This window comes from Pseudolabrys taiwanensis, from assembly GCF_003367395.1.
GTDB lineage: Bacteria > Pseudomonadota > Alphaproteobacteria > Rhizobiales > Xanthobacteraceae > Pseudolabrys > Pseudolabrys taiwanensis.
The window spans coordinates 4,251,996-4,276,677 of record NZ_CP031417.1 but is presented as its reverse complement, the minus strand read 5'-3'; the positions used below and the strand labels follow the sequence as shown (position 1 = coordinate 4,276,677).

Here is a 24,682-nt window from a genome sequence, read left to right as displayed (position 1 = left end):
ATCCGCGCCAAAATCCGCGCCAAGACAGGGCGCCCAAGACCAAGCGCCACGACCCAGCGCCCAAGACCGGACGTCAAGACGTCCGCCACGCCCGGCTCAGCAGCCATACGCGTGGGTTTGCCGGCGAGCCTTGACCAGCATCGGCCCGTACCCCAGGACGAACAACCCGAACGCCGCGATCCACCCGGCCGCTGCCATATAGAGAAGCTCGGTGATGTAAGCCGGGACGAAGGGCACCGACACCCGGGCAATCGCGGCGACGACAATTGCAGCGTAGATCGCGCTTGTGAGCGGGGTCGATTCGATGGCGTACCCGGTATGGCCGCGCGTCGCGCGCGTCATGATGGCGAGGGTCATCACGCCCATCGCGCCCGTGGTCCATGCATGCAACGCGCCCGTCGCTGGCAAGAATTCGGGCCATAAGATCGAGACGGCCAGGGCAAGCGCACCCAGCGGTACGAAAGCGTAGCCGACATGCAGGATCAGCACGATCGGCTCCCGCCAGGTATGCAATCCCGCCCAGCGCGACAGCCGGATCGTCTGCAGGATGGCTGCAACGAGAAGAGCCGCGCCCGTTCCGCGCCATTCCGGCGCGACAATCCACAGCACAAGAGCCAACGCCGTCACGCCGATCGACATAAAGTCGAAGCGCCCGAGCGATGCCGGCCTCTGTGTGACGGCGCGCCGCGCCAGCCAATTATGCGTGAAGCTCGGCGTCACACGTCCGCCGATCAGCATGATCAGAGCGACGATGCCGGCGATACCGAGTCGGACACCGTAATCCGGCGCGCCAGTGAGAATGACTTCCGAGTGGAACAAGACGTTGGCGAGAGCGACCAGCCCGACGAGGACGACGACTTTGAGGTTACGCCAGTTCTTGCCCGCGAGGATCTCGCGCACGATCGCCGCGGTCAGCACGAACAAGTAGACGGCATCGACGATCGCCGCAGGCACAGTGCCGATGACATCCGTCATCAGCATCGCCACCCGCCCGGCCATCCATAGCGTCACGAGACCGAGCAGCGGGCCGCCCTGCAACGGCATCCGCCCCGTCCAATTCGGAATCGCGGTGAGCAGGAAGCCAGTCATCACGGCCGAGACGTAACCGAACAGGAGTTCGTGCGCGTGCCAGGCCACCGCGCCATATCCCGTAGCGAAACGCCAAGCGCCGCTCAAAAGCCCGATCCAGCCGATCATCGCTACACAGGCCCAGACCGCCGCGCCAAGGAAGAACGGCCGGAAGCCGTAGCTCAGCAGCGGAAGCGACGCCGGGCGGAGACGCGGAATGCCCTTGGCAATGCGGCTGGAATCAGTCGCGGACGAGGTGGTGTTTGTCATCGCACTTCTCTCCCGCGCGAATATCGTCCGCCAGGACGAAAGCGAACGCCCGCTTCATGCAGGCAACACCAGGATCGCCGGCGCGTCCAAGCGTGGCCATCAACGTGACCCATTCTTCGTCCGATGCATTGGCCGCATAGTGGCGCACCGAACTTGCCGCAAACTCGCCAAGGGCGCGCTCTTGCGCATCGGCTTCTTCCCGCAAGCGTGCGACCAAGCCAAGATCGTCCAAGCGGAGAAGCATCTCGGCCGCCATCGCATCATCATCGAATTGTGCCAGAACATCGCCTAGCAGCATGGCGTCACCTCAACTGACCCGGTGGGCTTCCGCGCCCGCGATTTCGATGCCGGCGATGCTGGCGCTCGATACCAGCCGCGCGATGTACTGTGCGGTGGCGCGACGGGATACGGCCTCGCGCAAATATTCAGCAATGCGGCTGGCCACCAGTTCGAACGGCAATGGCTGGCCATCGATTTTGCGGGCCAAACGGATGATGTGAAATCCGTAGCGCGTCGGCACCGGGGATTCGCTCATTTGCCCCGGCTGTAGAGCGACCAACGCCCGCTCGAACTCCGGCGTCGTGTCTCCACGCGTAAGCTGACCGAGATTGCCGCCCTGTGCCGCCGATGGGCAGCGCGAATAGGCTTGCGCAAACGCTGGGAAGCCCTGCGGGTCCTCCTGAAGCGTCGCCAGAACGGCCTCGGCATCGGCGCGCGCCTGCGCATAGGCTTCCTTGTCGGACGGCAGCGCCGCGAACAGGATGTGCGCGGCCTCGTAGAGATCGGACGAGCGGAAGCGCGCCTTGTTGTTCTCGTAATAGCGCCGGCAGGTGGCGTCGTCAGGCTCGGGCACCGCGACTTCATGTTCGACGACGCCGCGCATCAGCGCCTCCTCGTCGGTCTCGCGGCGGCCGTCGTCGTCACCGATCGGCGCCGGCACCAGACCGAGCACCGCGGCGCGCTGCAACAGCAGCTCGCGCACCACCAGCGCCCGTGCCGCCTGTTGCCAGGCAGCAATTGGTCTGTCGGCGGGATGGTTCTGCATTTCGCGGACGATGGCGTCGCGCGCGATTGCCGTACCGTTCACGCTGACGGTGACCGGCTTACCGGCGGGAAATTGCACATGGATGGAACAGGACATGAATGCTTACTCCGCCGGAACCGTGCCGGGACGCGCACCGGGCGCCGGACGCACGGCGCGGACAGCCTGCGTGACCTGCAGCGAATGCCGGCTGGCCGCGTGCTTCGGGAACGGCCCCGCTCGGCGCGTGCGCACGACCTGATAGCCGCGGCGGCCGAGATACCAGACCGGCGCGCTCCAGATGTGCACCAGGCGCGTGAACGGGAAGAGCAAGAAAATGGTCATGCCGAGGAACAGGTGCGCCTTGAAGATCGGATGCACGTCGGCGATTTGCGCCGAGACGCCCGGCTGCAAGGTGAGGATGCCCTGCGCCCAGGTCATGAACTTCACCATTTCATGGCCATCGAGATGATTGAGCGACACGAAGATGGTGCTGAGGCCCAGGATGAGCTGCACATAGAGGATCAGCAGGATGGCGATGTCGCCGAAGGACGACGTCTTGCGGATGCGGACATCGAACAGACGGCGGTGTACCAGCAGCGTGATGCCAATGAAGCAGGCGACGCCGGCGACGCCGCCGATCGAGATGGCCATCCATTGCTTGAAAGTGTGCGAGACACCGAGCGTGTCGAACACCCAGATCGGCGTCAGCAGGCCGACGAAATGCCCGGCGAAGATCATGAGGATGCCGACGTGGAACAGGTTGGAGCCCCACGTCAGCTGCCGCCGCCGCAAGAGCTGGCTGGAGCCGCTGCGCCACGTGTACTGCTCTCGGTCAAAGCGCACCAGGCTGCCGAGCAGGAACACAGTGAGGCAGAGATAGGGGTACCAGCCGAACACGATATAGTTGATGGTGTCGCGCATGATGCTTCCTCACGAGCGCCGGTTGGGCCTGGGCATATCGGGCGCAGGGCGAAGCGCGCCGCGCACGCGGGCAATGAGGCCGTCTTTGCAGCCGTCTCCGGAGCCGGGACCGAAATTAACCGGCTCGTCCTCCCAGGCCGCGTCGAGTGCCGCGAAGTCGTTGGCGTCCGGGTCGGGCAACTGCAGAAGCGCCGAAACCTCGCCCTCCTTCGGCTTGGCCGTCGACAGTGCAATGAGTGCGCGGAAGACCGCCTCGTAAGGCGATTGCCGCTTGCGCAGCCGCTCCGCCAGCGCACCGAAGATGTGCGCCGGCTGGCCGAGCGTTTCGCACGCTTCCTTGAGCGGCCGCGTGCCCAGATATTCGAGGAACAGCGGCAGGAAGTCGGGCAGTTCGGCCGTACTCATGAACAGTCCGGCCTGCTCGTATTGCGTCTTCAGATCGATCATAGCATGACCTCGGTCGCGGCTTTCGCCATGCACATGCTCGAACAGATGCAGCGACAGCGAGCGTGTGCGGTCGAACAGCAGCACGTAGCGCTCCTGCAGATCGTAGAGATCCCCGCTGCCGATCTCGTTCGCCAGCTTCTGCACGTCGGCGCGGATGCGGGCCGGGAGCAGCTTGTCAGCCTCCAACACGGTCGCCATCACGCTGGAGACCTTTTGCAATTCGGCGGTCGGATAGGTCAGTAGCGCCGACAAGACCTTGAGAGTGAGGTTCATCACGCCATCTCCATCGGGTTCTTGGCGCGCTTCGGCGTGCCAAACAGATTGGGCTCGGAAGCGCCGCCGGAGCAGCCGTTGCCGAACGAGAAGCCGCAGGAGCCGCGCAGGTCGTAGGCGTCCTCGTCGAGCTCACGGTGTGCGGTTGGGATGACGAAGCGGTCCTCGTAATTGGCGATCGCCATCACGTGGTACATGTCGTCGATCTGCTGGCCGGTGAGGCCGACGCGCTTGGCGATGCTCTCGTCGATGACGCCGTCGATAGTCTTGGCCCGCATATAGGCGCGCATCGCCAGCATGCGTTCGAGACCGAGCGCCACCGGCTCCTCTTTGCCCGCCGTCAGGAGATTGGCGAGATACTTGAGCGGGATGCGTAGCGAACGCACGTCCGGCATCTCGCCATCATGGCCGATCTTGCCCGCCTGCGCGGCCGATTGAATCGGCGACAGCGGCGGCACGTACCAGACCATCGGCAGCGTGCGATATTCCGGATGCAGCGGGAAGGCGACCTTCCACTCCATCGCCATCTTGTAGACGGGCGAACGCCGCGCGCCCTCCAGCCAGTTCTCGGCAATGCCGTCGCGACGCGCCTGTTCGATCACTTCCGGATCGTGCGGGTTCAGGAACACGCCGAGCTGCGCCTCGTACAGGTCTTGTTCGTCCGGCATGCTCGCGGCCGCTTCGATGCGGTCCGCATCATAAAGTACGACGCCGAGATAGCGGATGCGGCCGACACAGGTTTCCGAGCACACCGTCGGCTGTCCGGCTTCGATGCGCGGATAGCAGAAGATGCACTTCTCGGATTTGCCGCTCGACCAGTTGTAATAGATCTTTTTGTACGGACAGCCGGACACGCACATGCGCCAGCCACGGCATTTGTCCTGGTCGATCAGGACGATGCCGTCTTCCTCGCGCTTGTAGATCGCGCCCGAGGGGCAGGCCGCGACGCAAGTCGGGTTGAGGCAGTGCTCGCACAACCGCGGCAGATACATCATGAAGGTGTTTTCGAACTGGCCGTAGATCTCCTTCTGGATGCCGTCGAAATTGTAATCCTTTGAGCGCTTGGCGAACTCAGTCCCGAGGATCTCCTCCCAGTTCGGCCCCCACTCGATCTTCTCCATGCGCTGGCCGGTGATCAGCGAACGCGGCCGCGCCGTCGGCGCCGCCTTGAGCTCCGGCGCCGTTTGCAGGTGCTCGTAGTCGAAGGTGAAGGGTTCGTAGTAGTCGTCGATCTCCGGCAGGTCGGGATTGGCGAAGATGTTCGCCAGCACCCGCCATTTCGAACCAATGCGCGGCTCGATCTTGCCGTTCTTCTTGCGGTTCCAGCCGCCGTTCCAGCGGCTCTGGTTCTCCCAGTCCTTGGGATAACCTATGCCGGGCTTGGTCTCGACGTTGTTGAACCAGGCGTATTCCATGCCTTCGCGGTTGGTCCACACGTTCTTGCAGGTGACGGAACAGGTGTGGCACCCGATGCATTTATCGAGATTCAGCACCATCGCGATTTGTGCGCGGATTTTCATTCTGCGGCCTCCAGGTTCGCCTTCGGCGCGACGGTGAGCGGGGTAGGCTGATCGGCCGCCGGCTCGTCGAGCCAATCGACCTTCGACATTTTGCGGATGATGACGAATTCGTCGCGGTTGGTGCCGATCGTGCCGTAGTAGTTGAAGCCATAGGCGAGCTGGGCATAACCGCCGATCATGTGCGTTGGATTCACCACCACGCGCGTCACCGAATTATGGATACCGCCGCGCTGGCCGGTCACTTCCGATCCCGGCACGTTCACGATCTTCTCCTGCGCGTGGTACATCAGGCACATGCCGTCCTTCACGCGCTGAGAGACCACGGCGCGCGCAACCAGCGCGCCGTTCGAATTGTAGGCTTCGATCCAGTCATTATCGGCGATGCCCACACTCTTGGCATCGTTCTCGCTGATCCAGACGATCGGACCGCCGCGCGACAACGTCAGCATCAGCAGGTTGTCGGTGTAGGTGGAGTGGATCCCCCACTTCTGATGCGGCGTGATGAAGTTGAGGACGATCTGCTTCTCGCCGTTCGGCTTGGTATCGATCACCGGCTTGACCGCCTTGAGATCGACCGGCGGCCGGTAGACGCAGAGCGCCTCGCCGAAAGCCCGCATCCACAGATGATCCTGATAGAGCTGCTGGCGGCCGGACAAGGTGCGCCAAGGGATCAGTTCGTGCACGTTGGTGTAGCCGGCGTTGTAGCAAACCTTCTCTGACTCCAGGCCCGACCAGGTCGGCGCCGAGATGATCTTGCGCGGCTGCGCCACCACGTCGCGGAAGCGGATCTTCTCGTCCTCCTTCGGGACGGCGAGATGCGTGTGGTCGAGACCGGTGGTCTTTCCCAGCGCGTCCCAGGCCTTCACCGCGACCTCGCCATTGGTTTCCGGCGCCAGCGACAGGATGACTTCGGTCGCGTCGATGTCAGTGTCGATGCGGGCGAGGCCCTTGGTCGCCCCCTCCTCCGTCACCTCGCCGTTGAGGCGCTTGAGCAATTCGACTTCGTGCTCGGTGTTCCAGGCCATGCCCTTCACGGCGTTGCCGAGCTTCTGCATCAGCGGACCGAGCGCGGTGAAGCGCTTGTAGATGTTGGGGTAGTCACGCTCGACCACCGTCACCGCGGGCATCGTCTTGCCGGGGATCGGCGCGATCTCGCCTTTCTTCCAATCCTTGACGTCGAAAGGTTGCGCGATCTCGCCGGGCGAGTCGTGCTGGATCGGCGTGAGCACCACATCCTTCTCCAGCCCGAGCACTTCCGGCGCAACTTCGGAGAACTTCTTGGCGATGGCCTTGTAGATCTCCCAATCGCTCTTGCATTCCCACACCGGGTCCACTGCTGACGTCAGCGGATGGATGAAAGGATGCATGTCGGAGGTGTTGAGATCGTTCTTTTCGTACCAGGTCGCGGTCGGCAGCACGATGTCCGAGTAGACGCAGGTCGTCGACATGCGGAAGTCGAGCGTCACCAGGAGATCGAGCTTTCCCTTCGGCGCGTTCTCATGCCACTCGACTTCGCGCGGCTTCTTCTTGCCGGTTTCGCCGAGATCCTTGCCCTGCACGCCATGTGTGGCGCCGAGCAGATGTTTGAGGAAGTATTCGTGGCCCTTGCCGGAGGAACCCAGCAGGTTGGAGCGCCACACGAACATGTTGCGCGGCCAGTTGTCGGGATGGTCCGGGTCCTCGCAGGACATCTGCAATTCGCCGGACTTCAGCGCCTTGGCGACATAATCCTTCGCCTCGAGGCCCGCGGCCTGCGCCTTGGCGGCAAGGCCAAGTGGGTTCTGCTTGAGCTGCGGCGCCGACGGCAGCCAGCCCATGCGCTCGGCGCGCACGTTGTAATCGATGAGCGCGCCATCCCACGGGCCCGGAGGCGCGGTCGGCGACAGGATCTCCTCGACGCCGACGGTCTCGTAACGCCACTGGTCGGTGTGCGCATAGAAAAATGAGGTCGAGTTCTGCTGACGCGGCGGCCGGCCCCAATCGAGGCCGAAGGCGAGCGGCAGCCAGCCCGATTGCGGCCGCAGCTTTTCCTGGCCGACATAATGCGACCAGCCGCCGCCCGATTGGCCGATGCAACCGCACATCACCAGCATGTTGATGACGCCGCGGTAGTTCATGTCGCAATGGAACCAGTGGTTCATCGCCGCGCCGATGATCACCATCGAGCGCCCCTTGGTCTTTTCGGCGTTAAGGGCGAACTCGCGCGCCACCGTGATGATCTGATCGCGCGGCACGCCGGTGATCGTCTCGGCCCAGGCCGGCGTATAAGGCACGTTATCGTCGTAGGATTTCGCGACATGCTCGCCGCCGAACCCGCGATGGAGCCCGTAATTGGCGACGAACAGGTCGTAGACCGAGGCGACCAGCGTCTCGCCATCCTTCAGCGCGACGCGCTTGGCCGGCACCTTGCGCACCAGCACGCTCGGATGATCGGTGCCGGCGAAGTGATCGTGCTCGCGATTGCCGAAATACGGGAATGCGACGTCGGCGAGTTCGTCGCGGTCATCGGCCAGCGAAAGCTGGAGCTTCGTCGGCGCGCCGTCCGACTTCTTCTCTTCCAGATTCCACTTGCCCTTCTCGCCCCAGCGGAAACCAACGGAGCCGCGCGGCGCGACGATCGACTTCGACATTTCGTCGAAGGCGACCGTCTTCCATTCCGGATTGTTGGTTTCGTCAAGATTGCCGGTGAAGTCGGAGGCGCGTAGGAGCCGCCCAGGCACCAACTTGCCGTCCTGCTCCACCAGCTGCACCAGCATCGGCATATCCGTGTACTGGCGCACATAGTCTTGGAAGTACGTCGCCTGCCTGTCGATGTGGAATTCGCGCAGGATGACGTGGCCCATCGCCATGGCGAGCGCGGCGTCGGTGCCCTGCTTCACCGAGATCCACAGATCGGCGAACTTGGAGGCTTCCGAATAATCGGGGCAGATAACGACGCTCTTGGCGCCGCGATAGCGCGCTTCCGTGTAGAAGTGGGCATCGGGCGTGCGCGTCTGCGGCACGTTCGAGCCCCACAGGATGAGGAAGCCGGAATTGTACCAGTCGGCGCTCTCCGGCACGTCGGTCTGCTCGCCCCAGGTTTGCGGTGAGGCCGGCGGCAGGTCGCAGTACCAGTCGTAGAAGGACATGCAGACGCCGCCGAGCAGCGACAGGTAGCGCGAGCCCGCGGCGTAGGAGACCATGGACATTGCCGGGATCGGCGAGAAGCCGATGATGCGGTCGGGGCCATGCTGCTTGATCGTATAAGCGTTGGCCGCCGCGATGATCTCGGTGACTTCGTCCCAGGTCGCGCGTACGAAGCCGCCGAGGCCGCGCTTGCTGGTGTAAGCCTCGCGCTTCTCCGGCTCCTCGACGATCGAGGCCCAGGCCGCGACCGGCGTGCGCAATGCGCGCGCCTCGCGCCACAGCTTGAGCAGCCGCGAGCGCACCAGCGGATATTTCACGCGGTTGCCGGAGTAGAGATACCAGGAGTAGCTGGCGCCGCGCGAACAGCCGCGCGGTTCGTGGTTCGGCAGTTCGGGCCGCGTGCGCGGATAATCGGTCTGCTGCGTCTCCCAGGTGACGATGCCACCCTTGACGTAGATCTTCCACGAGCAGGAACCGGTGCAGTTGGCGCCATGCGTCGAGCGCACGATCTTGTCGTGCTGCCAGCGCTTGCGATAGCCGTCCTCCCAGCCCCGGTCTTCGTTAGTGACCTGACCGTGGCCGTCGGAGAAATCGTCAACGACCCGATTGAAGAAGGTCAGGCGATCGAGAAAGTGACTCATGTTCCGATTTCCTTATTCGGCCGGTTGAGGCGCGGCGGGCGGCAACGACTTGCCGCGTTCGACGTCGTGGAGAAGCCCGCCACGGCGCGTGTAGAAGCCCCACGTGATGCCGACGCAGGTGACGTAGAAGGCCATGAAGCCCCACAGCGCCACCTCAGGCCCGCCGGTGAGCGAGATCGATGAGCCGTAGGCCTTCGGGATGAAGAACGCGCCGTAGGCCGCGACCGCGGAGGTGAAGCCGATGATCGCCGCCGACTCCATTTCGGCCTGGCGCTGTCGCGCGGGCAGTGCGAGCGACGACTCGAGCCGCGGCATCTCCGTGCGCATGATCGCGGGGATCATCTGGAAGGTCGACGCATTGCCGACGCCCGTCGCGAAGAACAGGATCATGAACATCGCGAAGAATCCCCAGAAGGCGTAGGGCTCATCTTTGACGCCGAGGAAGTAGAGGACGCCCGCGACCGCGGCGATCATCAGCCCGAAGACCCAGAGCGTGACGCGCCCACCGCCATAACGATCCGCCAGCCAGCCGGTGGCCGAGCGCGACAGCGCGCCGACGAGCGGACCGAGGAAAACGTATTTGAGCGAGTCGACCTGCGGGAACTCTGTCTTGGCCAGCAGCGGAAAACCGGCGGAATAGCCGATGAAGGAGCCGAAGGTGCCGGTGTAGAGCCAGCACATCAGCCAATTGTGCTTGCGCTTGAAGATCACCGCCTGGTCGGCGAAGGACGCCTTCATCGCCGCGATGTCGTTCATGCCGAACCAGGCGGCCGTCGCCGAGATGGCGATGAACGGCACCCAGATGAAGCCGGCGTTCTGCAGCCAGAGCTTCGCGCCGGCGCTCGCCGGCTGCGGATCGCCGCCGAGCCAGCCGAACACGGCCGTTGTGATGACCAACGGGATGAGGAACTGGCCGACGCTGACGCCGAGATTGCCAAGGCCGGCATTGAGCGCGAGCGCATTGCCTTTCTCCGCCTTCGGAAAGAAGAAGGAGATGTTGGCCATCGACGAAGCGAAGTTGCCGCCGCCAAAGCCGCAGAGCAGCGCCAGCGACAGGAAGATGATGTACGGCGTGTCGGGCGACTGCACCGCCAAGCCAATGCCGACGGCTGGGATCATCAGCGACCAGGTGGAGACCGAGGTCCATAGCCGCCCGCCGAAGATCGGCGGCATGAACGAGTAGAAGATGCGCAAGGTGGCGCCCGACAGGCCCGGCATCGCCGCCAGCCAGAACAACTGATCGGTCGTGAACTTGAAGCCGACGGCCGGCAGCTTGGCGACGACCACCGACCACACCATCCAGATCGCGAAGGCGAGCAGCAGCGCCGGGATCGACAGCCATAGATTGCGGCGCGCGATGGCTTTGCCTTTGGCCTCCCAGAAAGCCGGATCCTCCGGCTTCCATTCGGTGATCATACCGGCTAGCGCGCCGACATGCTTCTCTTCGTGGATGGGCACCATTTCGGGGAATTGCGGCAGCCGCTCGAGGCTCGGCGCCAGCGCCTCGCGCTCCATCCGGCGGATGGCGAGATGCATCCAGATCAGCGAACCGGCGGCAATCAGGAACAGCAGCATGAAGCAGCTCGTCCAGATGCCGGTGAGATCGTTGAGCACGCCGAAGGCGATCGGCAGCACGAAACCACCGAGGCCACCGATCATGCCGACGAGACCGCCGACGGCGCCGACATTCTTCGGGTAGTAGACCGGGATGTGCTTGTAGACCGCCGCCTTGCCGAGGCTCATGAAGAAGCCGAGCACGAACATCAGCGTCACGAAGGTGACGACACCGGTCGCCATGTGGAAGGTGATCGGCCCTTTGATGCCCTGGATCGTGTATGTGGTCGGCGGATAAGCCAGGATGAAGGTGATCAACACCGACACGCCGAACATCCAGTACATGATGCGGCGCGCGCCGTATTTGTCGGACAGATGTCCACCATAGGCGCGGAACAGGCTGGCCGGGATCGAATAGGCCGCCGCCAGCATGCCGGCGGATTCGATATCGAGCTTGTAGACGCCGATCAGATAGCGCGGCAGCCACAGCGACAACGCGACGAAAGCGCCGAACGCGAAGAAGTAATAGAGCGAGAAGCGCCAAACCTGGACGTTCTTGAGCGCGTCGAGCTCGAGCCACGCACTGCGCGGACGTTCGCCCTTGGCCCGCCGCGCGAGCTCGACTGGATCCTCCTTGGTCGCGAACCAGAAGATCACGCCCATCACGGCGATCGCCACGGCCCAAACCTGCGCCGTGGTCTGCCAACCATAGGCGACGAGCACGAATGGCGCGCAGAACTTGGTGACGGCGGCGCCGACATTGCCGGCGCCGAAGATGCCGAGCGCGGTGCCCTGCCTCTCCGGCGGATACCAGCGCGACACATAAGCCACGCCGACCGCGAACGCGCCGCCGGCGATGCCGACGCCAAGCGCCGCGATCAGTATCTGCGTGTAGGTGTGCGCGTAGGTCAGCAGGAAAGTGGCGAGCGCCGCTGTCAGCATCACCACCGTGTAGACGCGGCGGCCGCCATATTGGTCGGTCCAGATACCGAGGAAGATGCGGACCAGGGAGCCGGTCAGGATCGGCGTGCCGACCAGGAGACCGAACTCGGTCTCGTTCAGATTGAGCTGCTGCTTAATCTGGATGCCGATGATGGCGAAGATCGTCCAGACGGCAAAACACACCGTGAATGCGATGGTGGACATCCACAGCGCGCGGCCCTGCCCCGCTGTTCCCGTAACCGTTTGCTCTTGCATGGCTTGCGCCCCTGTTGCTTCGGAACATCGAAGCTTTCAGGCGCAAGAGAGCGTGATTTTACCGCGACTACTTTGAGGTCGATCAAAAACTACTGAAGGTTTTGTCGCGACGCACAGTATTGATTTTCATCTATACTGCGTTTGATTTCTACAAAACTATTGCTTGATATTTATCAAGGCGCCAACCCGGCCATTCATTATCAGTTTACGAGCCGAGGGGCTCGAAAGGGAGCGACAGTTCAATGCGTCCGTCCGACGGGTCGATCATTCGCGCGCTGCCGTTATTCAGCGACATCGGCGAAAGCAATTTTGCTGCATTGATGAATGCCGCGTTCCTGCAACGCTTTCCCGCGCATGTGAGCCTAATCGCCGAGGGGGATCCGGCCGATTTCCTGCACATCGTCGTCGAAGGGACGGTTGAACTGTATGCGCGCCACGCCGACCGCGAGACGACACTCGACGTCATCGGCCCGGTGACGACGTTCATTCTCGCGGCGGTCATCCGCGACGACGTCTACTTGAAGTCGGCGCGCACCTTGTCGCCGGCGCAGATCCTGATGGTGCCGGCGCAAACCGTCCGCGACGTTTTTGACCGCGATGCCGCCTTCGCACGTGCCATCGTCACCGAACTGGCGGACCGCTATCGCGACTTTGTTCGCGCGCTCAAGAACGAGAAGCTGCGTACCAGCACCGAGCGGCTGGCGGCCTGGATTCTCAAGGCAGACGGCAAACACAACGGTGAATACGTCATAGAGATGCACTGCGATAAACGCACACTGGCATCCCAGCTCGGCATGACGCCGGAGAACCTCTCCCGCAGCTTCTCATCGCTAAAGAAGTATGGCGTCCGCACTTTAGGCCGCGGCATCGTCGTCGAGGACCCATCCGCGCTAAGGCGGATTGCGCAGCTCAATCCTCTCATCGATGGACCGGACTCCTGCTTATAAGCAATCTCTGCGCGCGCCTGCGCGAGAATAAGACCAACATAAGAGTCCGAACGAAGCCGATCGCTGACGCGCTAAATCTTCTCAAAGTGCATCGCCGAGCGATGCACTCCAGATTGCAGCGAGAGACCGTCGTAGACCTGGACGGCGAGATTCTGACCTCTCGCGTTCACTGAGAGACCGGGGCCCGCCGGACGTCGGCCCACTGCTCAAACGCCACGAGAGCGGCACCGAGGAGCCGCGTGGCGTCGCCAGGATCGCACGTGCCAAGGCTGAGCTTAATCCCGCTCTCGCCAACGAGCGCGCGGCTCATCCTGCCCGTCGCGGGATGCCGCCAGCGACAGTGTCCTTGCCAAAGCCAGGTGCACCACCCGTGCGTCCCAATCGGGCAGAGCCAACCCTTTGATTCTCAAGAAATTTATCTTCGGCCATGACTTGGCAGGCGATTGGCGGAGAGGGAGGGATTCGAACCCCCGATACCCTTGCGAGTATGCCGCATTTCGAGTGCGGTGCTTTCAACCGCTCAGCCACCTCTCCGACGCCCATAAAGGGCCTGAAATACCCCTTACCGGACGGCGCTATGTAACCAAGCAAGTCAAGACAGACAAGGGCGGACATCGTAATATCGTGCGGCCGGTGAATTCCGCCCGTTGCGGACCCGTCAGGAACCTCGACCAACAGCGATGGCCAACGTTTCGAACTCCAACCGCATTTCGAGCGAGGCCCGCGGCCTGACGCTGACCTTCGCGCTCGTCGCCGTCACTACGGCAGTGCTTTTGATCCTGATCCTGAAGGCCGGGCTGACCCGCGGCAGCATTGTCTATCTTATTCCGGTCCTGATCGCGGCTTTGCGCTGGGGAATGCCGGCCGCGCTTTTCGCCGCCGTGCTCGGCGTCGCGGCGTCGGCCTACCTGTTCTTCGATCCGCTGTTCAGCTTCGAGATCCGCGACCCGCAGGAAATCATCAATCTCATCCTGTATGTCATCACGGCGACCGTGGTGAGTCAGCTCGCGGCCCGCCTGAGACGGCAATTGGAACTCGCCCATCAGCGCGAGATCGACCTGCGCGATCTCTACGCCTTCTCCCGCCGGCTGGCGGTGGCGTTCGACGTCTCCGATATTCATGCCGCGATCGAGGACCACTTAACGACGGTGCTCCAACGCAAGGTGGTCTGGTTCGGCAGCGCGCGCGAGCCGACAGCGGAAATCAACCGCCGCGCCAGCGCCAAAGTGCCCGAGACGGTCCGCGCCGAGGTCGAAGCGATCGCCAGCGGCCGGCGCAATGGCGCCGCAGCGGCGACGGTGCAGGATGGAGCCGGCGGCACGTGGCTGGTGCGGGCGGTGTCGCCGCAGAGCTTGGAGTTCGGCGTCATCGCCGTGGACCTCGGCCGGCAATCAAAGCCGGCCATGGATGAGCTGCGCAGCCGGATCGACGCCGTCCTGGCGGACGCCACCGCTACGCTCGAGCGCTTGGGCGTCGCGCACGCCATCAGCGAAGCGCGCATGCGCGCTCAGACGGAACAGCTGCGCGAGGCCCTGATCGGCTCGGTCAGCCACGAATTGCGGACCCCGCTCGCCTCGATCCTCGGTGCCGCGACCGTGCTCAGTGGGGCGCCCGCGCTGCAGAACGAGAAGAAACTGAAGGCCCTCGTGCACGATGTGCGCGACGAAGCCGAGCGGCTCAACAACGACATCCAAAATCTGCTCGATGCCACGCGCATCAGCAGCAACGGTATCCGGCCACGCCTGGAATGGGCCGATCCGGCCGACATCGTCAATTCAGCGGTTGAGCGCTGCGGCCGCAGGCTCGCGGACCGCCGCCTGACGCTCGACCTGCCGTCCGATCCGCCGCTCGTTCACGTCGACCCGGTGCTGGTCCAACAAGCGCTGGTGCAGATTTTCGACAACGCGGTGAAGTATTCGCAGCCCGGCTCGCGCATCTTCGTCGCGGTGCGGGCGCATGACCGGCGCATCGTGCTAAGCGTCACCGACCAAGGTGCCGGCCTCACCGCCGACGAGCAGAACCGGATGTGGGACCGCTTCGTCCGTGGCGAACGACTCGCCGCGACGACATCGGGCTCCGGGCTCGGTCTCTGGATCGCCAACGCCTTTATCGCCGCCAATGGTGGCACGATGCACGCCGACAGCGAGGGGCCGGACCTCGGCACCACCGTCAGCATCGAGCTGCCTGTTACACAGGCCAATGTTCCGCAACTGGAAGCTGACGCAGATGAGTGAACCCGCTCCCATCGTTCTGATCGTCGACGACGAAATCCAGATCCGGCGCTTTCTGCGCACGGGCTTCGAGCTCAACGGCTTCGTGGTGAACGAAGCCGGCACCGGCGCCGACGCCATCCGTTCCACCACCTTGCGTCCGGTCGACCTCGTCATCGTCGACCTCGGCCTGCCCGACATGGACGGCGCCGAAGTGGTCGAGCGCATCCGCTCCTGGTCCACAGTGCCGATCATCGTTCTGTCGGTGCGCTCCACCGAAGCGGAGAAGGTGCGACTGCTGGAGCTTGGCGCCGACGATTATGTGGTGAAGCCGTTCGGCATGGCCGAGCTGCTCGCCCGCGTGCGCGTCGCGCTGCGCCGCCAGTCGCGCGCGCAGAGCGGCGAACCGACTGTCACGGTCGGGCCGCTGACCATCGATCTCGCTGCCCGCGTCGTCACGCTCAACGGTCAGCGACTGACGCTGACACCGAAGGAATACCGGCTGCTCCAAGTGCTGGCGCAGCACGCGGGCAATGTGGTCACGCACCAGCACCTGCTGCGCGAGGTGTGGGGCTCAATCCACGTCCACGACACGCATTATCTCCGCATCTTCGTGCGCAAGCTGCGCCAGAAGATCGAACCGCTGCCCGACTCGCCGAAGATCCTGGTCACCGAGCTCGGCGTCGGCTACCGCCTCGCGGGGGAAAGTGAGAGCGTCGGCGCCTGGCCACGCCCCCCGGTCGCCGCCGCCCCGGTCAAGTCCGAGACCTGAGTGCCGCGGAACCGGCAAGAGCCTGAAAACGCCGGGTTTCCTTGACTCTTTGCGCCTTTCCGCGCATATGAGGCCCACAAGCGCGGGCCCGCAAGGGTCTGCGTGCTTTTGTGTGGGCTTAAGCCCCTCAAAACACACGTAAAAACCCGACTGAAAGAAGCCGGCCCGGGCTATTCCGAGGCCGGAAAAACGAACACTTAAGGACAAAAACGATGTTCGCAGTCATCAAAACGGGCGGCAAGCAGTACCGCGTCGCCCCGGAAGATGTCATCCGGATCGACCGCGTCGCGGCCGAACCCGGCCAGGTTGTTGAGTTCGGCGAAGTTCTGCTTGTCGGCGGCGATACCCCGACGGTCGGCGTGCCGACGGTTCAGGGCGCCACGGTCGCTGGCGAGCTGTTGCAGCACGAGCGCGGTGACAAGGTCATCGCGTTCAAGAAGCGCCGCCGCAAGAATTCGCGCCGCAAGCGTGGTTACCGCCACGATTTCTCGGTGGTCCGCATCACCGAGATTCTGACGGACGGCGCCAAGCCGTCGCAGACTCCGCCGCCGCGCGCCAAGCGCGTCGCGAAGCCGAAAGCCGCTCCGGAAGCCACACAGGCCGCCGAATAGGCTCGGGCTGACAAGAAGTGAAGTGATTCCGTCACGGAATCGGTGTAGTTAGTTCACGACGAATTCGAGAGATTTACGATGGCTCACAAAAAAGCAGGCGGTTCTTCGCGTAACGGTCGTGATTCGGACGGCCGTCGCCTTGGCCTGAAGAAGGCCGGCGGCGAAGTTGCTTTCGCCGGCAACATTCTCATCCGTCAGCGCGGCACCGTGTGGCATCCCGGCCTTAACGTCGGCATGGGCAAGGACCATACGCTTTTCGCGCTCGTCGACGGCAAAGTTCAGTTCGCTACCAAAGCCAAAGGCCGCACCTACGTGTCCATCGTACCGATGGAAGCAGCGGCCGAATAAACGGTAGACCAAAATTGAGGTCCGCCGGTCACCTAAGTCGATCCGGCGGGCCCAAAACGGGCTCCGAGAGGGGGAGACGGGTGACCGGCTCCCCCTCTTCGCTTTTCCGGTGCGGCAGTCGCGCCGGTGAACCTGGAGCCTGCGCCATGACACTGCTGGAAATCTCACCCGGGAGCTTCCGGGAAGCGAGTATCCCCGTCCTCGAGACCAAGCGGCTTGCTCTGCGTGCCCCGCGCCTCGAGGACGCTAAAACGGTAGCCGCGCTCGCCAACGACCGCCGCATCGCCGAAAACACCGCGCGCATTCCGCATCCGTACAAGGTTTCGGATGCCGAGGGTTTTATTACCGGCGTCAACAAGACCGGCGGCGAAGCGGCGTTTCTGATCACGCTGCACGATGACACGATCATCGGCGCCTGCGGGCTGATGAATCAGGACGGCACGCCGGAGATCGGTTACTGGCTCGGCGCCCCGTACTGGGGCAAGGGCTATGCCACCGAGGCGGTGCATGCCGTGATCGACTACGCCTTCACCGATCTCGCGCACGAGGCGCTGCAAGCCGGCGCGCGCGTCACCAACCCGGCCTCGCGCCGCGTGCTGGAGAAGTGCGGTTTCCAGTGGACCGGCGTCGGTCTTTACCGCATCCGCGCCATCAACTCGTCGGCGCCGATCGACCGGTTCCGGCTCGAGCGGCGCATCTGGTCCGCGCTCAAGGAGTGGGGACGGGTGTCGTGAAGCGCACGGCATGACGACAGCGATATGATGGCCGGGCCTTCAATGCCCGGCCATCGTCGTTTCAAGGCGGCTCGATCAGCGCCAGATCCTTCGAGGTTTTGCGCTCGTGCAAGAAGATGTAGATGCCGGCGGCGATGATGATCGCCGCGCCGACGAGCACGGACAGGCGCGGAATATCGCCGAAGAAAATGAAGCCGAGAATGACCGCCCAGAAGATCGTCGAATACTGATAGGGCACCACGACCGAGGCCGGCGCGAGCTTGAGCGAGCGGTTGACGCAGACATGCGCAAACAGTGCGGTGGCGCCGAGTAACGCCAGGAGCAGCGCGTCGCGCATGTCCAAGGCCACCCAGGTGAATGGCGCCGTCACCGCACCGAACACCAGCGCCCCGGCCGTCTGCGTCGTCACCAGCACGAGGTCGGACGTGCCGCGCACCAGCCGGGTGCAGATCATCAGCAGCGAGAACGACAGGCTGCCGGCGATCGCCACCAGCGCCGCCGGCGTGAACGAGCCGGCCGACGGATTGAGCGCGATCATCACGCCGGCAAACCCGGCGACGACCGCGAGCCACTGCCGCCAGCCGACGCGTTCGCCAAGCAGCCAAGGCGACAATGCCGTGACGTAGATCGGCCCAGCCAGATAGAACGTCATCACATCGGCGAGCGGCATATAAGCCAGCGCCAGATAGAAGCAGCCAACCTCGAAGGTTGCGAAGGCGGCGCGCAACAGCTGGATGCCGGGTCGCGGCATCCGCCGGAATGCGCGCAGGTTGTCGCCGCGCATGAACGGCACAAGGATGACGAGGGCCGCAACGCTGCGGATCAGGAGGAGCTGGCCGACCGAATAAGTCGCCACCAGCCACTTCCCCAGCGCGTCGTTGAGCGCGAAGAAGAAGATGCCGGTCAGCATCAGACCGATGCCGGCCATCACATGGTCGCGCCCGCTCCGGCCGGGCGTGTGCGTGGTCATGCCTGCGGTATATACGGCCCGCGGCGCGCCGGCGATGGCTTTAGCGCGCGCCGCTGATCTTCACCCGCAACGTATAGCGATTGGCCGGCGCGACGTGCTCCCAAGGCCGGGCATAGTCGAACACGATCTTGACGCCGCCGGGTGCTTTCGCCGTGACGCGCCAGCGATGCACGCCGGGCGCGCCCGGCATCTGGCCGGGTCCCGACTGATAACCGATCTCCTCGACCGCCACGGCGCCGAGATTGACGCTACGCGCGGTGTTTATGCGCCATCCGTAGCCGGTGGAGGGGTTGGATGCGAGCGTCACCATCGTTGACTCACCGACGGTCAGGCGGACCGTTGCGCCGCCTGACTTCGCATGGGCCGGTGCGCCAGCGATCAGCGCCATCAGGACCGCGGCCAGAAGCCATACCTTCGTCGCCATTTGCTCCTCCTTCGGTTTGGACCGGGGCAAACCCGCATGCGGTATTCCCCGCAATGTACCGGAGAGAGAGTCAACGAACTCCGCAACCCGCGTATTGACGTCCGTCAACTACCGCCAAGGCGACGCACGGGTCGTGCCGATGCAAATCATCACTGCCCGGCGCCACGCGCCGCAGCGATGAACTTCGCGCCGAACTCTTCGAGCTCGTCCCGACCGAGATCGCTGACGGCCAGCAGATCCAATCCACCCTCGTTCCAACGCAAGATGTTGTATCCCTGCACGGTCGCCAGTTGCGGCGTCGGCGAGCGCACACCGAGCCCCTGCGCCACGAACAGATTGATCACGTGCACGCGGCGCCGATAGACGATGGCCGCCGCCGGCTTGCCGTCGATGAAGTCGAGCCGACCACCGACCAAAGTGAAGCCTTGGCCGGTGAGGTCGACCACCGGCGGGGCGAGATCGATGCGCCCGTTGAACCACGGCTTGACCGTGTGCTGATCGGTCGACGGCACGTCCGTCAAATGATCGGCTTGCAGCGACCGCAGATGCGCCGAGATCGCCTCGCCCAGAATGACGTCGTCGCGCCCCTGCCGCACGACCACGAAGGCGACGCTCGCGGCGGCCAAGGCCGAAATGGCGCCACCGGCGACGAAACCCTTAAGCAGCGTGCGCCGATCGGCCCTGGCCGGCACGGGCACCGTACCCTCGATACGCGCACGCAGCGAAGCCGGCGCGGCATAACGCAACTCGCGCGCCGGCAGCGCCTGGCGCAACGCGCGATAGGCCGCGACCTGCTGAGTACAACGCCCGCAGCCGGCGATGTGCGCCTCGACCGTGCGGGCATGGCCGGCATCGAGTTCGCCGTCGATCAGCGCGTGAATGAGAACCTCGTCGCAGTTCATGTCTCCTTCTCCTCGGCCAACCAGGCCGCCCGCAGCAGAGCGCGCGCCCGCGCCAGACGCGACATCACCGTGCCGACCGGCGCACCAACGACGTCGGCGATCTCGCGGTAACTCAGATCGTTGATCTCGCGCAGCACCAAAGTCTCGCGGAAAGGCGGCGGCAGGTCCGCGATCAGCCGCTGCACGCTGGCTGCATCGAGGTGGCGCAAGGTCTCGGCCTCGGGAGAAGCGGACGCCTCCTCCCAAAGCCCTTGCGTCGCCTGCTCGGCGGCATCGTCCTCCTCGCCTTGCATGAAGGCCGAGGCATTACGGCGTGCATATTCGGCGCGGCAGACGTTGCGCAGGATTGCCAGCAGCCACGGCTTGATCGGCCCGCCGCGAAACGTCGCAAAGTGCCGGAACGCACGCAGGTAGCATTCCTGCACCGCGTCGTCGGCGTCGTGCGGGTCACGCAGCAGATAGCGGGCGAGCGTGTAAACGTCGTCGAGATAGGGCAGCGCCGCGGCACGAAACCGCTGCGCCGCCCCGTCATCATCTTTTACGTCCGGCGCCATAACGACTTTCACCAGAACGCACGCGGCTACTGCGGCGCGTTGCTGCCGGTCGCCCCCTCCACCACGATCGACCCTGTCATGTGTGGATGCAAGCCGCAGAAGTACTTGTAGGTGCCCGGTGTCGTGAACGTGAACGTGAAGCTGTCACCGGTATCGAGCGCCTTCGAGCGCAGGCCTTGCGTGGTGGAGGCGACGGTATGGGGGATGTCGTCGTCGTTCACCCAGGTGACCTTGGTGCCCGCCTTTATCGTCAGGATCTGCGGCGAGAAGACGAAATTGTCGATCTTGACCGTCACCTCTTCGGCTTTCGCCGACACGATAAGCAACGGCATGACGACAGCGACGGCCGCCCAACGCAAAAGAAGCGATGTTCTGATCATGGGTGGCCTTACGCTTTGAGCGGTGTGTCGACGATGGCGAGCCGCTGTTCGTTTTGCTTGAACGTGATGTCGGCGGTGCCGAGCAGCGTACGCAATTTGTCGTCGGCGACTTTCATCGGTCCGGGCGACGGTGCCGTGCCCGGCGCCGGCTGCGGGAACGCGGTAGAGCGCGCGGTGTGGAAGGTGACGTTGCCTTCCACTTTCTGCATGACCTGATGAATGTGCCCGTTGAGCACGGTCACCGAGCCGAAGCGCTTGAGATAACCGAGCGCCTGCCCGCCGTCGTCCGTGCCCCAACCCCATTCCGGATAGACCGTCCAGAGCGGGATGTGCGCGAACACGACGACCGGCTGCGACGCAGATCGGCCCCGCAAATCGCTTTCGAGCCAGGCGAGTTGTTCGGCGCCGAGATTGCCGAGCCCGCCGCCCTTCAGATCGACGACATTGACCAGGCCGACGAAGTGCACGCCGTTGGCGTCGAACGAATAGTAGCCGTCGCCTTTGGTGCCGCGACCGTAGCGCTCGCGGTAGAGCTTGCCGCGATCCTCGTCGATGAGGTCGTGCTCGCCCGGCACATAGTGCACGTCGAGCTTCGCCTGCGAGATGATCTTGTCGGCGTCGTCGAACTCCGACGGTTTGGACAGATGCGAGATGTCGCCGGTGTGGATCATGAAAGCCGGGCTGCCGGGCACCGCCCTCACCCGCGCGATCGCCTCCTCCAAGGTGCTTTTGACGTTGGGGTTGGCCGGCTTGTCGAAGCCCATATGGCTGTCGCTGATCTGGAGGAAGGTGAAGCCCTTGGCCTGCTGCGCCACGGCCTCGTCGATAAGGCCGAGCGACGCCGGCACCCCGCCGGCCACCGTCCAGAGCACCCCGGTTCCGGCCCAGGTCATGCATTCGAGCACTTTACGGCGGCTCGGGCCGTCATCCTGGAGGGTCATGCCGACCTCCCTGCGTTGGTGAAGCTGCAGGACGAGATCGGCGGGAGCGGCTTTTTATTCCCGGAAATCTTTCGCGATCGGCGGCGCGATCAGATATATGCTAATGCCATGAAATTCCTCGACGAAGCCAAGGTGTACATTCAGTCCGGCGCGGGCGGGAACGGTTGCGTGTCGTTCCGGCGCGAGAAGTTCATCGAGTTCGGCGGCCCCAATGGCGGCGACGGCGGCCGGGGCGGCGACGTCGTGGTCGAGGCCGTAACCGGCCTCAATACGCTCATCGACTACCGCTATCAGCAGCATTTCAAGGCCCAGCGCGGCGGCAACGGCATGGGCAAGGACCGCCACGGCGCCAATGGCCGCGACATCGTGATGAAGGTGCCGGTCGGTACCCAGGTCTACGAGGAGGACGGTGAAACCCTGCTCGCCGATCTCACCGAAATCGGCCAGCGCGTCACCATCGCCAAAGGCGGCAATGGCGGCTTCGGCAACGCCTACTTCAAGTCGTCGACCAACCGCGCGCCGCGCCATGCCAATCCCGGTCAACCAGGCCAGGAGCTGACCATCCGACTGCGGCTGAAGCTGATCGCCGATGCCGGTCTCGTCGGCTTGCCGAATGCCGGCAAGTCGACTTTCCTCGCCTCCGTGACGGCGGCCAAGCCGAAGATCGCCGACTATCCCTTCACCACGCTGCACCCGCAGCTCGGCGTCGTGCGCGTCGACGAGCGCGAATTCGTGCTCGCCGATCTGCCCGGCTTGATCGAAGGCGCCCATGAGGGCGTCGGCCTCGGCGATCGCTTCCTCGGCCACACCGAGCGCTGTCGCGTGCTGCTGCATCTCGTCGACGGCAATTCCGACGACGCCGGCCGCGACTACAAGACGGTGCGCGCCGAACTCGAAGCCTACGGTCACGGTCTCGAGGACAAGCCCGAGATCGTCGCGCTGTCGAAGTCCGATTCGATGACACCGGAGCAGATCAAGACGCAGACGGCGAAGCTCAAGAGAGCCTGCAAGAAGACGCCGCTCGTCCTGTCCTCCGCCTCCGGCAAAGGCGTGCCGGAAGTGCTGCGCGCGCTGTTCAAGGTGATCGACGAGGCGCGCGCCGACGACGCCGAAGAAGCAACCGAAGCGGCGTGGCAGTCGTAAAGCGCACCAACCGACATGGCCGGGCTTGTCCCGGCCATCCCCCTCTTTTAGTGAGATAGCCACAAGGCGTGAATGCCCGGGACCGACCGGGGCATGACGCAACAAATTGTGCAGGAGCCATTCGCATGAAGACCCGCGCCGCAGTTGCCTGGAAAGCAGGCGAGCCCCTCACCATCGAAACCATCGACATCGAGGGCCCGCGCGCGGGCGAGGTGCTGGTCGAGGTCATGGCGACCGGCGTGTGCCACACCGACGCGTTCACGCTCTCCGGCGCCGATCCGGAAGGCTTGTTTCCGGCGATCCTCGGCCATGAAGGCGCGGGCATCGTGCGCGAAGTAGGCGCCGGCGTGACGACGCTCAAGCCCGGCGATCACGTCATCCCGCTCTACACGCCGGAATGCCGGCAGTGCAAAACTTGCCTGTCGCAGCGCTCGAATCTCTGTACCTCGATCCGCGCCACGCAGGGCAAGGGCCTGATGCCCGACGGCACGTCGCGCTTCCGCTGCGACGGCGACGCCGTGTTCCACTACATGGGCTGTTCGACCTTCGCCAACTTCACCGTGCTGCCGGAGATCGCGCTCGCGAAAGTGCGCGAGGACGCGCCGTTCGACAAGATCTGCTACATCGGCTGCGGCGTGACGACCGGCATCGGCGCGGTGATCTACACCGCGAAGGTCTGGCCGGGCGCGAACGTCGTCGTGTTCGGTCTCGGCGGCATCGGCCTCAATGTCATCCAGGGCGCCAGGATGGTCGGCGCCGACAAGATCGTCGGTGTCGATCTCAATCCGGCCAAGCGCGCGATGGCCGAGAAGTTCGGCATGACCCACTTCATCAATCCGGACGAGGTCGGCCGCGACAAGGTCGTGCAGGCGATCGTCGACGTCACCGGCGGCGGCGCGGACTTCTCGTTCGAATGCATCGGCAACGTGCACACGATGCGCCAGGCGCTCGAATGCGCCCATCGCGGCTGGGGCGAAAGCATCATCATCGGCGTCGCCGGCTCGGGGCAGGAAATCTCGACGCGGCCATTCCAGCTCGTCACCGGCCGCGTCTGGAAAGGTTCGGCTTTCGGCGGCGCGCGCGGCCGCACCGACGTGCCCAAGATCGTCGACTGGTACATGGAAAAGAAGATCAATATCGACGATCTGATCACGCACACCATGCCGCTCGACCAGATCAACGATGCCTTCGATCTGATGCACGAAGGCAAGTCGATCCGTTCGGTCGTAGTGTACTGACGCCCGCTCATTCCCGCGAAAGCAGGAGTCCAGGGGGCCCTACACGTTCGCACGTTCGCGCCGGGTCCCCGCTCAGGCGGGGACCAAGCGTTGGAACTTGAGCGGGACGCAGCTAGACAGCTGCGGCCCGCACAGCCACGGTGCAGAGCATCTCGTTCGCGGCGTTCCTGACCTGGACGTGAGAACCGACCCAATCGTCGGTATCGGACACACCGAGATCGGCGGCGATCAGCTCCGCCATCTGCGCCGCTTCTTCGGGCCTGAGAAACTCGCGGCCGTGGTAATCATAGCTGCGTGAACGCTCACTGAGGACATCGAAGAAGAAACGCATTGCTCGTGGTTCCCAGGTTCAGAAAGCATAGTCCTACCCCTGGGTCTGTTTGCGTTTGCTTGCGTCGATGTCGCCAATTTCATTCAGATTGCGGGCGCATTCGCTTCAAATCCGGCGACTCTCAGCGCAACCGGCT

General features: G+C 64.1%; 23 protein-coding genes and 1 tRNA gene. 8 read left to right on the top strand and 16 right to left on the bottom strand.

Features of this window, described 5'->3' with window-relative positions; translation table 11 throughout:
• Positions 1 to 96 precede the first annotated feature (96 nt).
• Genes DW352_RS20340 through DW352_RS20310 form a run of 8 tightly spaced genes read right to left on the bottom strand, consistent with a single transcriptional unit; the run spans position 97 to position 12,041 of the window.
• Positions 97 to 1,338, bottom strand: coding sequence for an NnrS family protein (locus DW352_RS20340; RefSeq protein WP_115693045.1), 1,242 nt, complete (start codon positions 1,336 to 1,338; stop codon positions 97 to 99).
• Positions 1,310 to 1,636 (bottom strand): hypothetical protein, encoded by a 327-nt coding sequence (locus tag DW352_RS26950; protein ID WP_162827081.1) that lies wholly within the window; start codon positions 1,634 to 1,636, stop codon positions 1,310 to 1,312. Before DW352_RS26950 ends, DW352_RS20340 begins: the two co-directional genes overlap by 29 nt.
• A gap of 9 nt (positions 1,637 to 1,645) precedes the next feature.
• Entirely contained in the window at positions 1,646 to 2,479 is an 834-nt protein-coding gene (locus tag DW352_RS20335; protein WP_115693044.1) for a peptidylprolyl isomerase, read from the bottom strand.
• Between the two features lie 6 nt (positions 2,480 to 2,485).
• Positions 2,486 to 3,283 carry a respiratory nitrate reductase subunit gamma gene (narI, locus tag DW352_RS20330; RefSeq protein ID WP_115693043.1) on the bottom strand — a complete coding sequence of 266 codons (798 nt, stop codon included), beginning with the start codon at positions 3,281 to 3,283 and terminating at the stop codon, positions 2,486 to 2,488.
• 9 nt (positions 3,284 to 3,292) lie between these two features.
• A complete protein-coding gene (gene narJ, locus DW352_RS20325; protein WP_115693042.1) occupies positions 3,293 to 4,003 on the bottom strand; it encodes a nitrate reductase molybdenum cofactor assembly chaperone in 711 nt (236 codons plus the stop codon).
• Positions 4,003 to 5,523, bottom strand: a complete 1,521-nt coding sequence (gene narH / locus DW352_RS20320) for a nitrate reductase subunit beta (RefSeq protein WP_115693041.1) — start codon at positions 5,521 to 5,523, stop codon at positions 4,003 to 4,005. Before narH ends, narJ begins: the two co-directional genes overlap by 1 nt.
• On the bottom strand, positions 5,520 to 9,290 hold the full coding sequence (locus DW352_RS20315; protein ID WP_115693040.1) for a nitrate reductase subunit alpha: 3,771 nt from the start codon (positions 9,288 to 9,290) through the stop codon (positions 5,520 to 5,522). Before DW352_RS20315 ends, narH begins: the two co-directional genes overlap by 4 nt.
• Before the next feature lie 12 nt (positions 9,291 to 9,302).
• Positions 9,303 to 12,041, bottom strand: coding sequence for a nitrate/nitrite transporter (locus tag DW352_RS20310; RefSeq protein ID WP_115693039.1), 2,739 nt, complete (start codon positions 12,039 to 12,041; stop codon positions 9,303 to 9,305).
• 242 nt (positions 12,042 to 12,283) lie between these two features.
• Here DW352_RS20310 and DW352_RS20305 point away from each other — a divergent pair, with 242 nt between their 5' ends.
• The gene (locus DW352_RS20305; RefSeq protein ID WP_115693038.1) at positions 12,284 to 12,988 is read left to right on the top strand and encodes a cyclic nucleotide-binding domain-containing protein; all 705 of its coding nucleotides are present in this window, start codon (positions 12,284 to 12,286) and stop codon (positions 12,986 to 12,988) included.
• A 444-nt stretch (positions 12,989 to 13,432) separates the two neighbouring features.
• Here DW352_RS20305 and DW352_RS20300 read toward each other — a convergent pair.
• Positions 13,433 to 13,522 (bottom strand) — tRNA-Ser (locus DW352_RS20300).
• A gap of 146 nt (positions 13,523 to 13,668) precedes the next feature.
• On the opposite strand from DW352_RS20300, the gene DW352_RS20295 reads away from it, so the two are divergent.
• The 5 genes from DW352_RS20295 to DW352_RS20275 all read left to right on the top strand — a co-directional run bounded on the left by DW352_RS20295 (position 13,669) and on the right by DW352_RS20275 (position 17,663).
• Positions 13,669 to 15,222 carry a DUF4118 domain-containing protein gene (locus DW352_RS20295; protein WP_115693037.1) on the top strand — a complete coding sequence of 518 codons (1,554 nt, stop codon included), beginning with the start codon at positions 13,669 to 13,671 and terminating at the stop codon, positions 15,220 to 15,222.
• On the top strand, positions 15,215 to 15,970 hold the full coding sequence (locus DW352_RS20290) for a response regulator (protein ID WP_115694516.1): 756 nt from the start codon (positions 15,215 to 15,217) through the stop codon (positions 15,968 to 15,970). The genes DW352_RS20295 and DW352_RS20290 overlap by 8 nt, the downstream gene beginning before the upstream one ends.
• A 212-nt stretch (positions 15,971 to 16,182) precedes the next feature.
• Positions 16,183 to 16,581, top strand: coding sequence for a 50S ribosomal protein L21 (gene rplU / locus DW352_RS20285; RefSeq protein ID WP_115693036.1), 399 nt, complete (start codon positions 16,183 to 16,185; stop codon positions 16,579 to 16,581).
• 78 nt (positions 16,582 to 16,659) lie between these two features.
• Positions 16,660 to 16,929, top strand: coding sequence for a 50S ribosomal protein L27 (gene rpmA, locus DW352_RS20280; RefSeq protein WP_115693035.1), 270 nt, complete (start codon positions 16,660 to 16,662; stop codon positions 16,927 to 16,929).
• Positions 16,930 to 17,075: 146 nt separating this feature from the next.
• Complete coding sequence (locus tag DW352_RS20275) at positions 17,076 to 17,663, top strand: GNAT family N-acetyltransferase (protein WP_115693034.1); 588 nt, start codon at positions 17,076 to 17,078, stop codon at positions 17,661 to 17,663.
• 61 nt (positions 17,664 to 17,724) lie between these two features.
• Here DW352_RS20275 and DW352_RS20270 read toward each other — a convergent pair whose 3' ends face one another.
• From DW352_RS20270 to DW352_RS20245, 6 genes are all read right to left on the bottom strand, one after another.
• On the bottom strand, positions 17,725 to 18,633 hold the full coding sequence (locus DW352_RS20270) for a DMT family transporter (RefSeq protein ID WP_210209864.1): 909 nt from the start codon (positions 18,631 to 18,633) through the stop codon (positions 17,725 to 17,727).
• 40 nt (positions 18,634 to 18,673) lie between these two features.
• Positions 18,674 to 19,057: a protease inhibitor I42 family protein gene (locus tag DW352_RS20265; protein ID WP_115693033.1), complete on the bottom strand. Its 384-nt coding sequence runs from the start codon at positions 19,055 to 19,057 to the stop codon at positions 18,674 to 18,676.
• Between the two features lie 149 nt (positions 19,058 to 19,206).
• Positions 19,207 to 19,959, bottom strand: coding sequence for an anti-sigma factor family protein (locus DW352_RS20260; protein ID WP_115693032.1), 753 nt, complete (start codon positions 19,957 to 19,959; stop codon positions 19,207 to 19,209).
• On the bottom strand, positions 19,956 to 20,513 hold the full coding sequence (locus tag DW352_RS20255) for a sigma-70 family RNA polymerase sigma factor (RefSeq protein ID WP_115693031.1): 558 nt from the start codon (positions 20,511 to 20,513) through the stop codon (positions 19,956 to 19,958). Before DW352_RS20255 ends, DW352_RS20260 begins: the two co-directional genes overlap by 4 nt.
• Before the next feature lie 26 nt (positions 20,514 to 20,539).
• Positions 20,540 to 20,845, bottom strand: coding sequence for a cupredoxin domain-containing protein (locus DW352_RS20250; protein WP_425374669.1), 306 nt, complete (start codon positions 20,843 to 20,845; stop codon positions 20,540 to 20,542).
• 56 nt (positions 20,846 to 20,901) lie between these two features.
• A complete protein-coding gene (locus DW352_RS20245; protein WP_115693029.1) occupies positions 20,902 to 21,834 on the bottom strand; it encodes a metallophosphoesterase family protein in 933 nt (310 codons plus the stop codon).
• Positions 21,835 to 21,942: 108 nt separating this feature from the next.
• Between DW352_RS20245 and obgE the strand changes: the two genes are divergently transcribed.
• Together obgE and DW352_RS20235 are read left to right on the top strand one after the other, a co-directional pair.
• Positions 21,943 to 22,977, top strand: a complete 1,035-nt coding sequence (gene obgE / locus DW352_RS20240) for a GTPase ObgE (protein ID WP_115694514.1) — start codon at positions 21,943 to 21,945, stop codon at positions 22,975 to 22,977.
• 125 nt (positions 22,978 to 23,102) lie between these two features.
• Positions 23,103 to 24,215, top strand: a complete 1,113-nt coding sequence (locus DW352_RS20235) for an S-(hydroxymethyl)glutathione dehydrogenase/class III alcohol dehydrogenase (protein WP_115693028.1) — start codon at positions 23,103 to 23,105, stop codon at positions 24,213 to 24,215.
• Between the two features lie 112 nt (positions 24,216 to 24,327).
• On the opposite strand, the gene DW352_RS20230 is transcribed toward DW352_RS20235, so the two are convergent.
• Positions 24,328 to 24,546 carry a DUF6894 family protein gene (locus DW352_RS20230; RefSeq protein ID WP_115693027.1) on the bottom strand — a complete coding sequence of 73 codons (219 nt, stop codon included), beginning with the start codon at positions 24,544 to 24,546 and terminating at the stop codon, positions 24,328 to 24,330.
• Between the last annotated feature and the right edge of the window lie 136 nt (positions 24,547 to 24,682).

Bases quoted from the DNA above. Each gene is read 5' to 3' on its own strand.
- DW352_RS20235 (WP_115693028.1), top strand. From the start codon at position 23,103: ATGAAGACCCGCGCCGCAGTTGCCTGGAAAGCAGGCGAGCCCCTCACC.
- DW352_RS20260 (WP_115693032.1), bottom strand. From the start codon at position 19,959: ATGAACTGCGACGAGGTTCTCATTCACGCGCTGATCGACGGCGAACTC.
- DW352_RS20230 (WP_115693027.1), bottom strand. From the start codon at position 24,546: ATGCGTTTCTTCTTCGATGTCCTCAGTGAGCGTTCACGCAGCTATGAT.
- DW352_RS20265 (WP_115693033.1), bottom strand. From the start codon at position 19,057: ATGGCGACGAAGGTATGGCTTCTGGCCGCGGTCCTGATGGCGCTGATC.
- DW352_RS20250 (WP_425374669.1), bottom strand. From the start codon at position 20,845: ATGCCGTTGCTTATCGTGTCGGCGAAAGCCGAAGAGGTGACGGTCAAG.
- DW352_RS20305 (WP_115693038.1), top strand. From the start codon at position 12,284: ATGCGTCCGTCCGACGGGTCGATCATTCGCGCGCTGCCGTTATTCAGC.
- narI (WP_115693043.1), bottom strand. From the start codon at position 3,283: ATGCGCGACACCATCAACTATATCGTGTTCGGCTGGTACCCCTATCTC.
- DW352_RS20340 (WP_115693045.1), bottom strand. From the start codon at position 1,338: ATGACAAACACCACCTCGTCCGCGACTGATTCCAGCCGCATTGCCAAG.
- DW352_RS20295 (WP_115693037.1), top strand. From the start codon at position 13,669: ATGGCCAACGTTTCGAACTCCAACCGCATTTCGAGCGAGGCCCGCGGC.
- rpmA (WP_115693035.1), top strand. From the start codon at position 16,660: ATGGCTCACAAAAAAGCAGGCGGTTCTTCGCGTAACGGTCGTGATTCG.
- DW352_RS20245 (WP_115693029.1), bottom strand. From the start codon at position 21,834: ATGACCCTCCAGGATGACGGCCCGAGCCGCCGTAAAGTGCTCGAATGC.
- DW352_RS20270 (WP_210209864.1), bottom strand. From the start codon at position 18,633: ATGACCACGCACACGCCCGGCCGGAGCGGGCGCGACCATGTGATGGCC.
- DW352_RS20315 (WP_115693040.1), bottom strand. From the start codon at position 9,290: ATGAGTCACTTTCTCGATCGCCTGACCTTCTTCAATCGGGTCGTTGAC.
- narH (WP_115693041.1), bottom strand. From the start codon at position 5,523: ATGAAAATCCGCGCACAAATCGCGATGGTGCTGAATCTCGATAAATGC.
- obgE (WP_115694514.1), top strand. From the start codon at position 21,943: ATGAAATTCCTCGACGAAGCCAAGGTGTACATTCAGTCCGGCGCGGGC.
- DW352_RS20275 (WP_115693034.1), top strand. From the start codon at position 17,076: ATGACACTGCTGGAAATCTCACCCGGGAGCTTCCGGGAAGCGAGTATC.
- rplU (WP_115693036.1), top strand. From the start codon at position 16,183: ATGTTCGCAGTCATCAAAACGGGCGGCAAGCAGTACCGCGTCGCCCCG.
- DW352_RS20335 (WP_115693044.1), bottom strand. From the start codon at position 2,479: ATGTCCTGTTCCATCCATGTGCAATTTCCCGCCGGTAAGCCGGTCACC.
- DW352_RS20255 (WP_115693031.1), bottom strand. From the start codon at position 20,513: ATGGCGCCGGACGTAAAAGATGATGACGGGGCGGCGCAGCGGTTTCGT.
- DW352_RS20290 (WP_115694516.1), top strand. From the start codon at position 15,215: ATGAGTGAACCCGCTCCCATCGTTCTGATCGTCGACGACGAAATCCAG.
- DW352_RS26950 (WP_162827081.1), bottom strand. From the start codon at position 1,636: ATGCTGCTAGGCGATGTTCTGGCACAATTCGATGATGATGCGATGGCG.
- DW352_RS20310 (WP_115693039.1), bottom strand. From the start codon at position 12,041: ATGCAAGAGCAAACGGTTACGGGAACAGCGGGGCAGGGCCGCGCGCTG.
- narJ (WP_115693042.1), bottom strand. From the start codon at position 4,003: ATGAACCTCACTCTCAAGGTCTTGTCGGCGCTACTGACCTATCCGACC.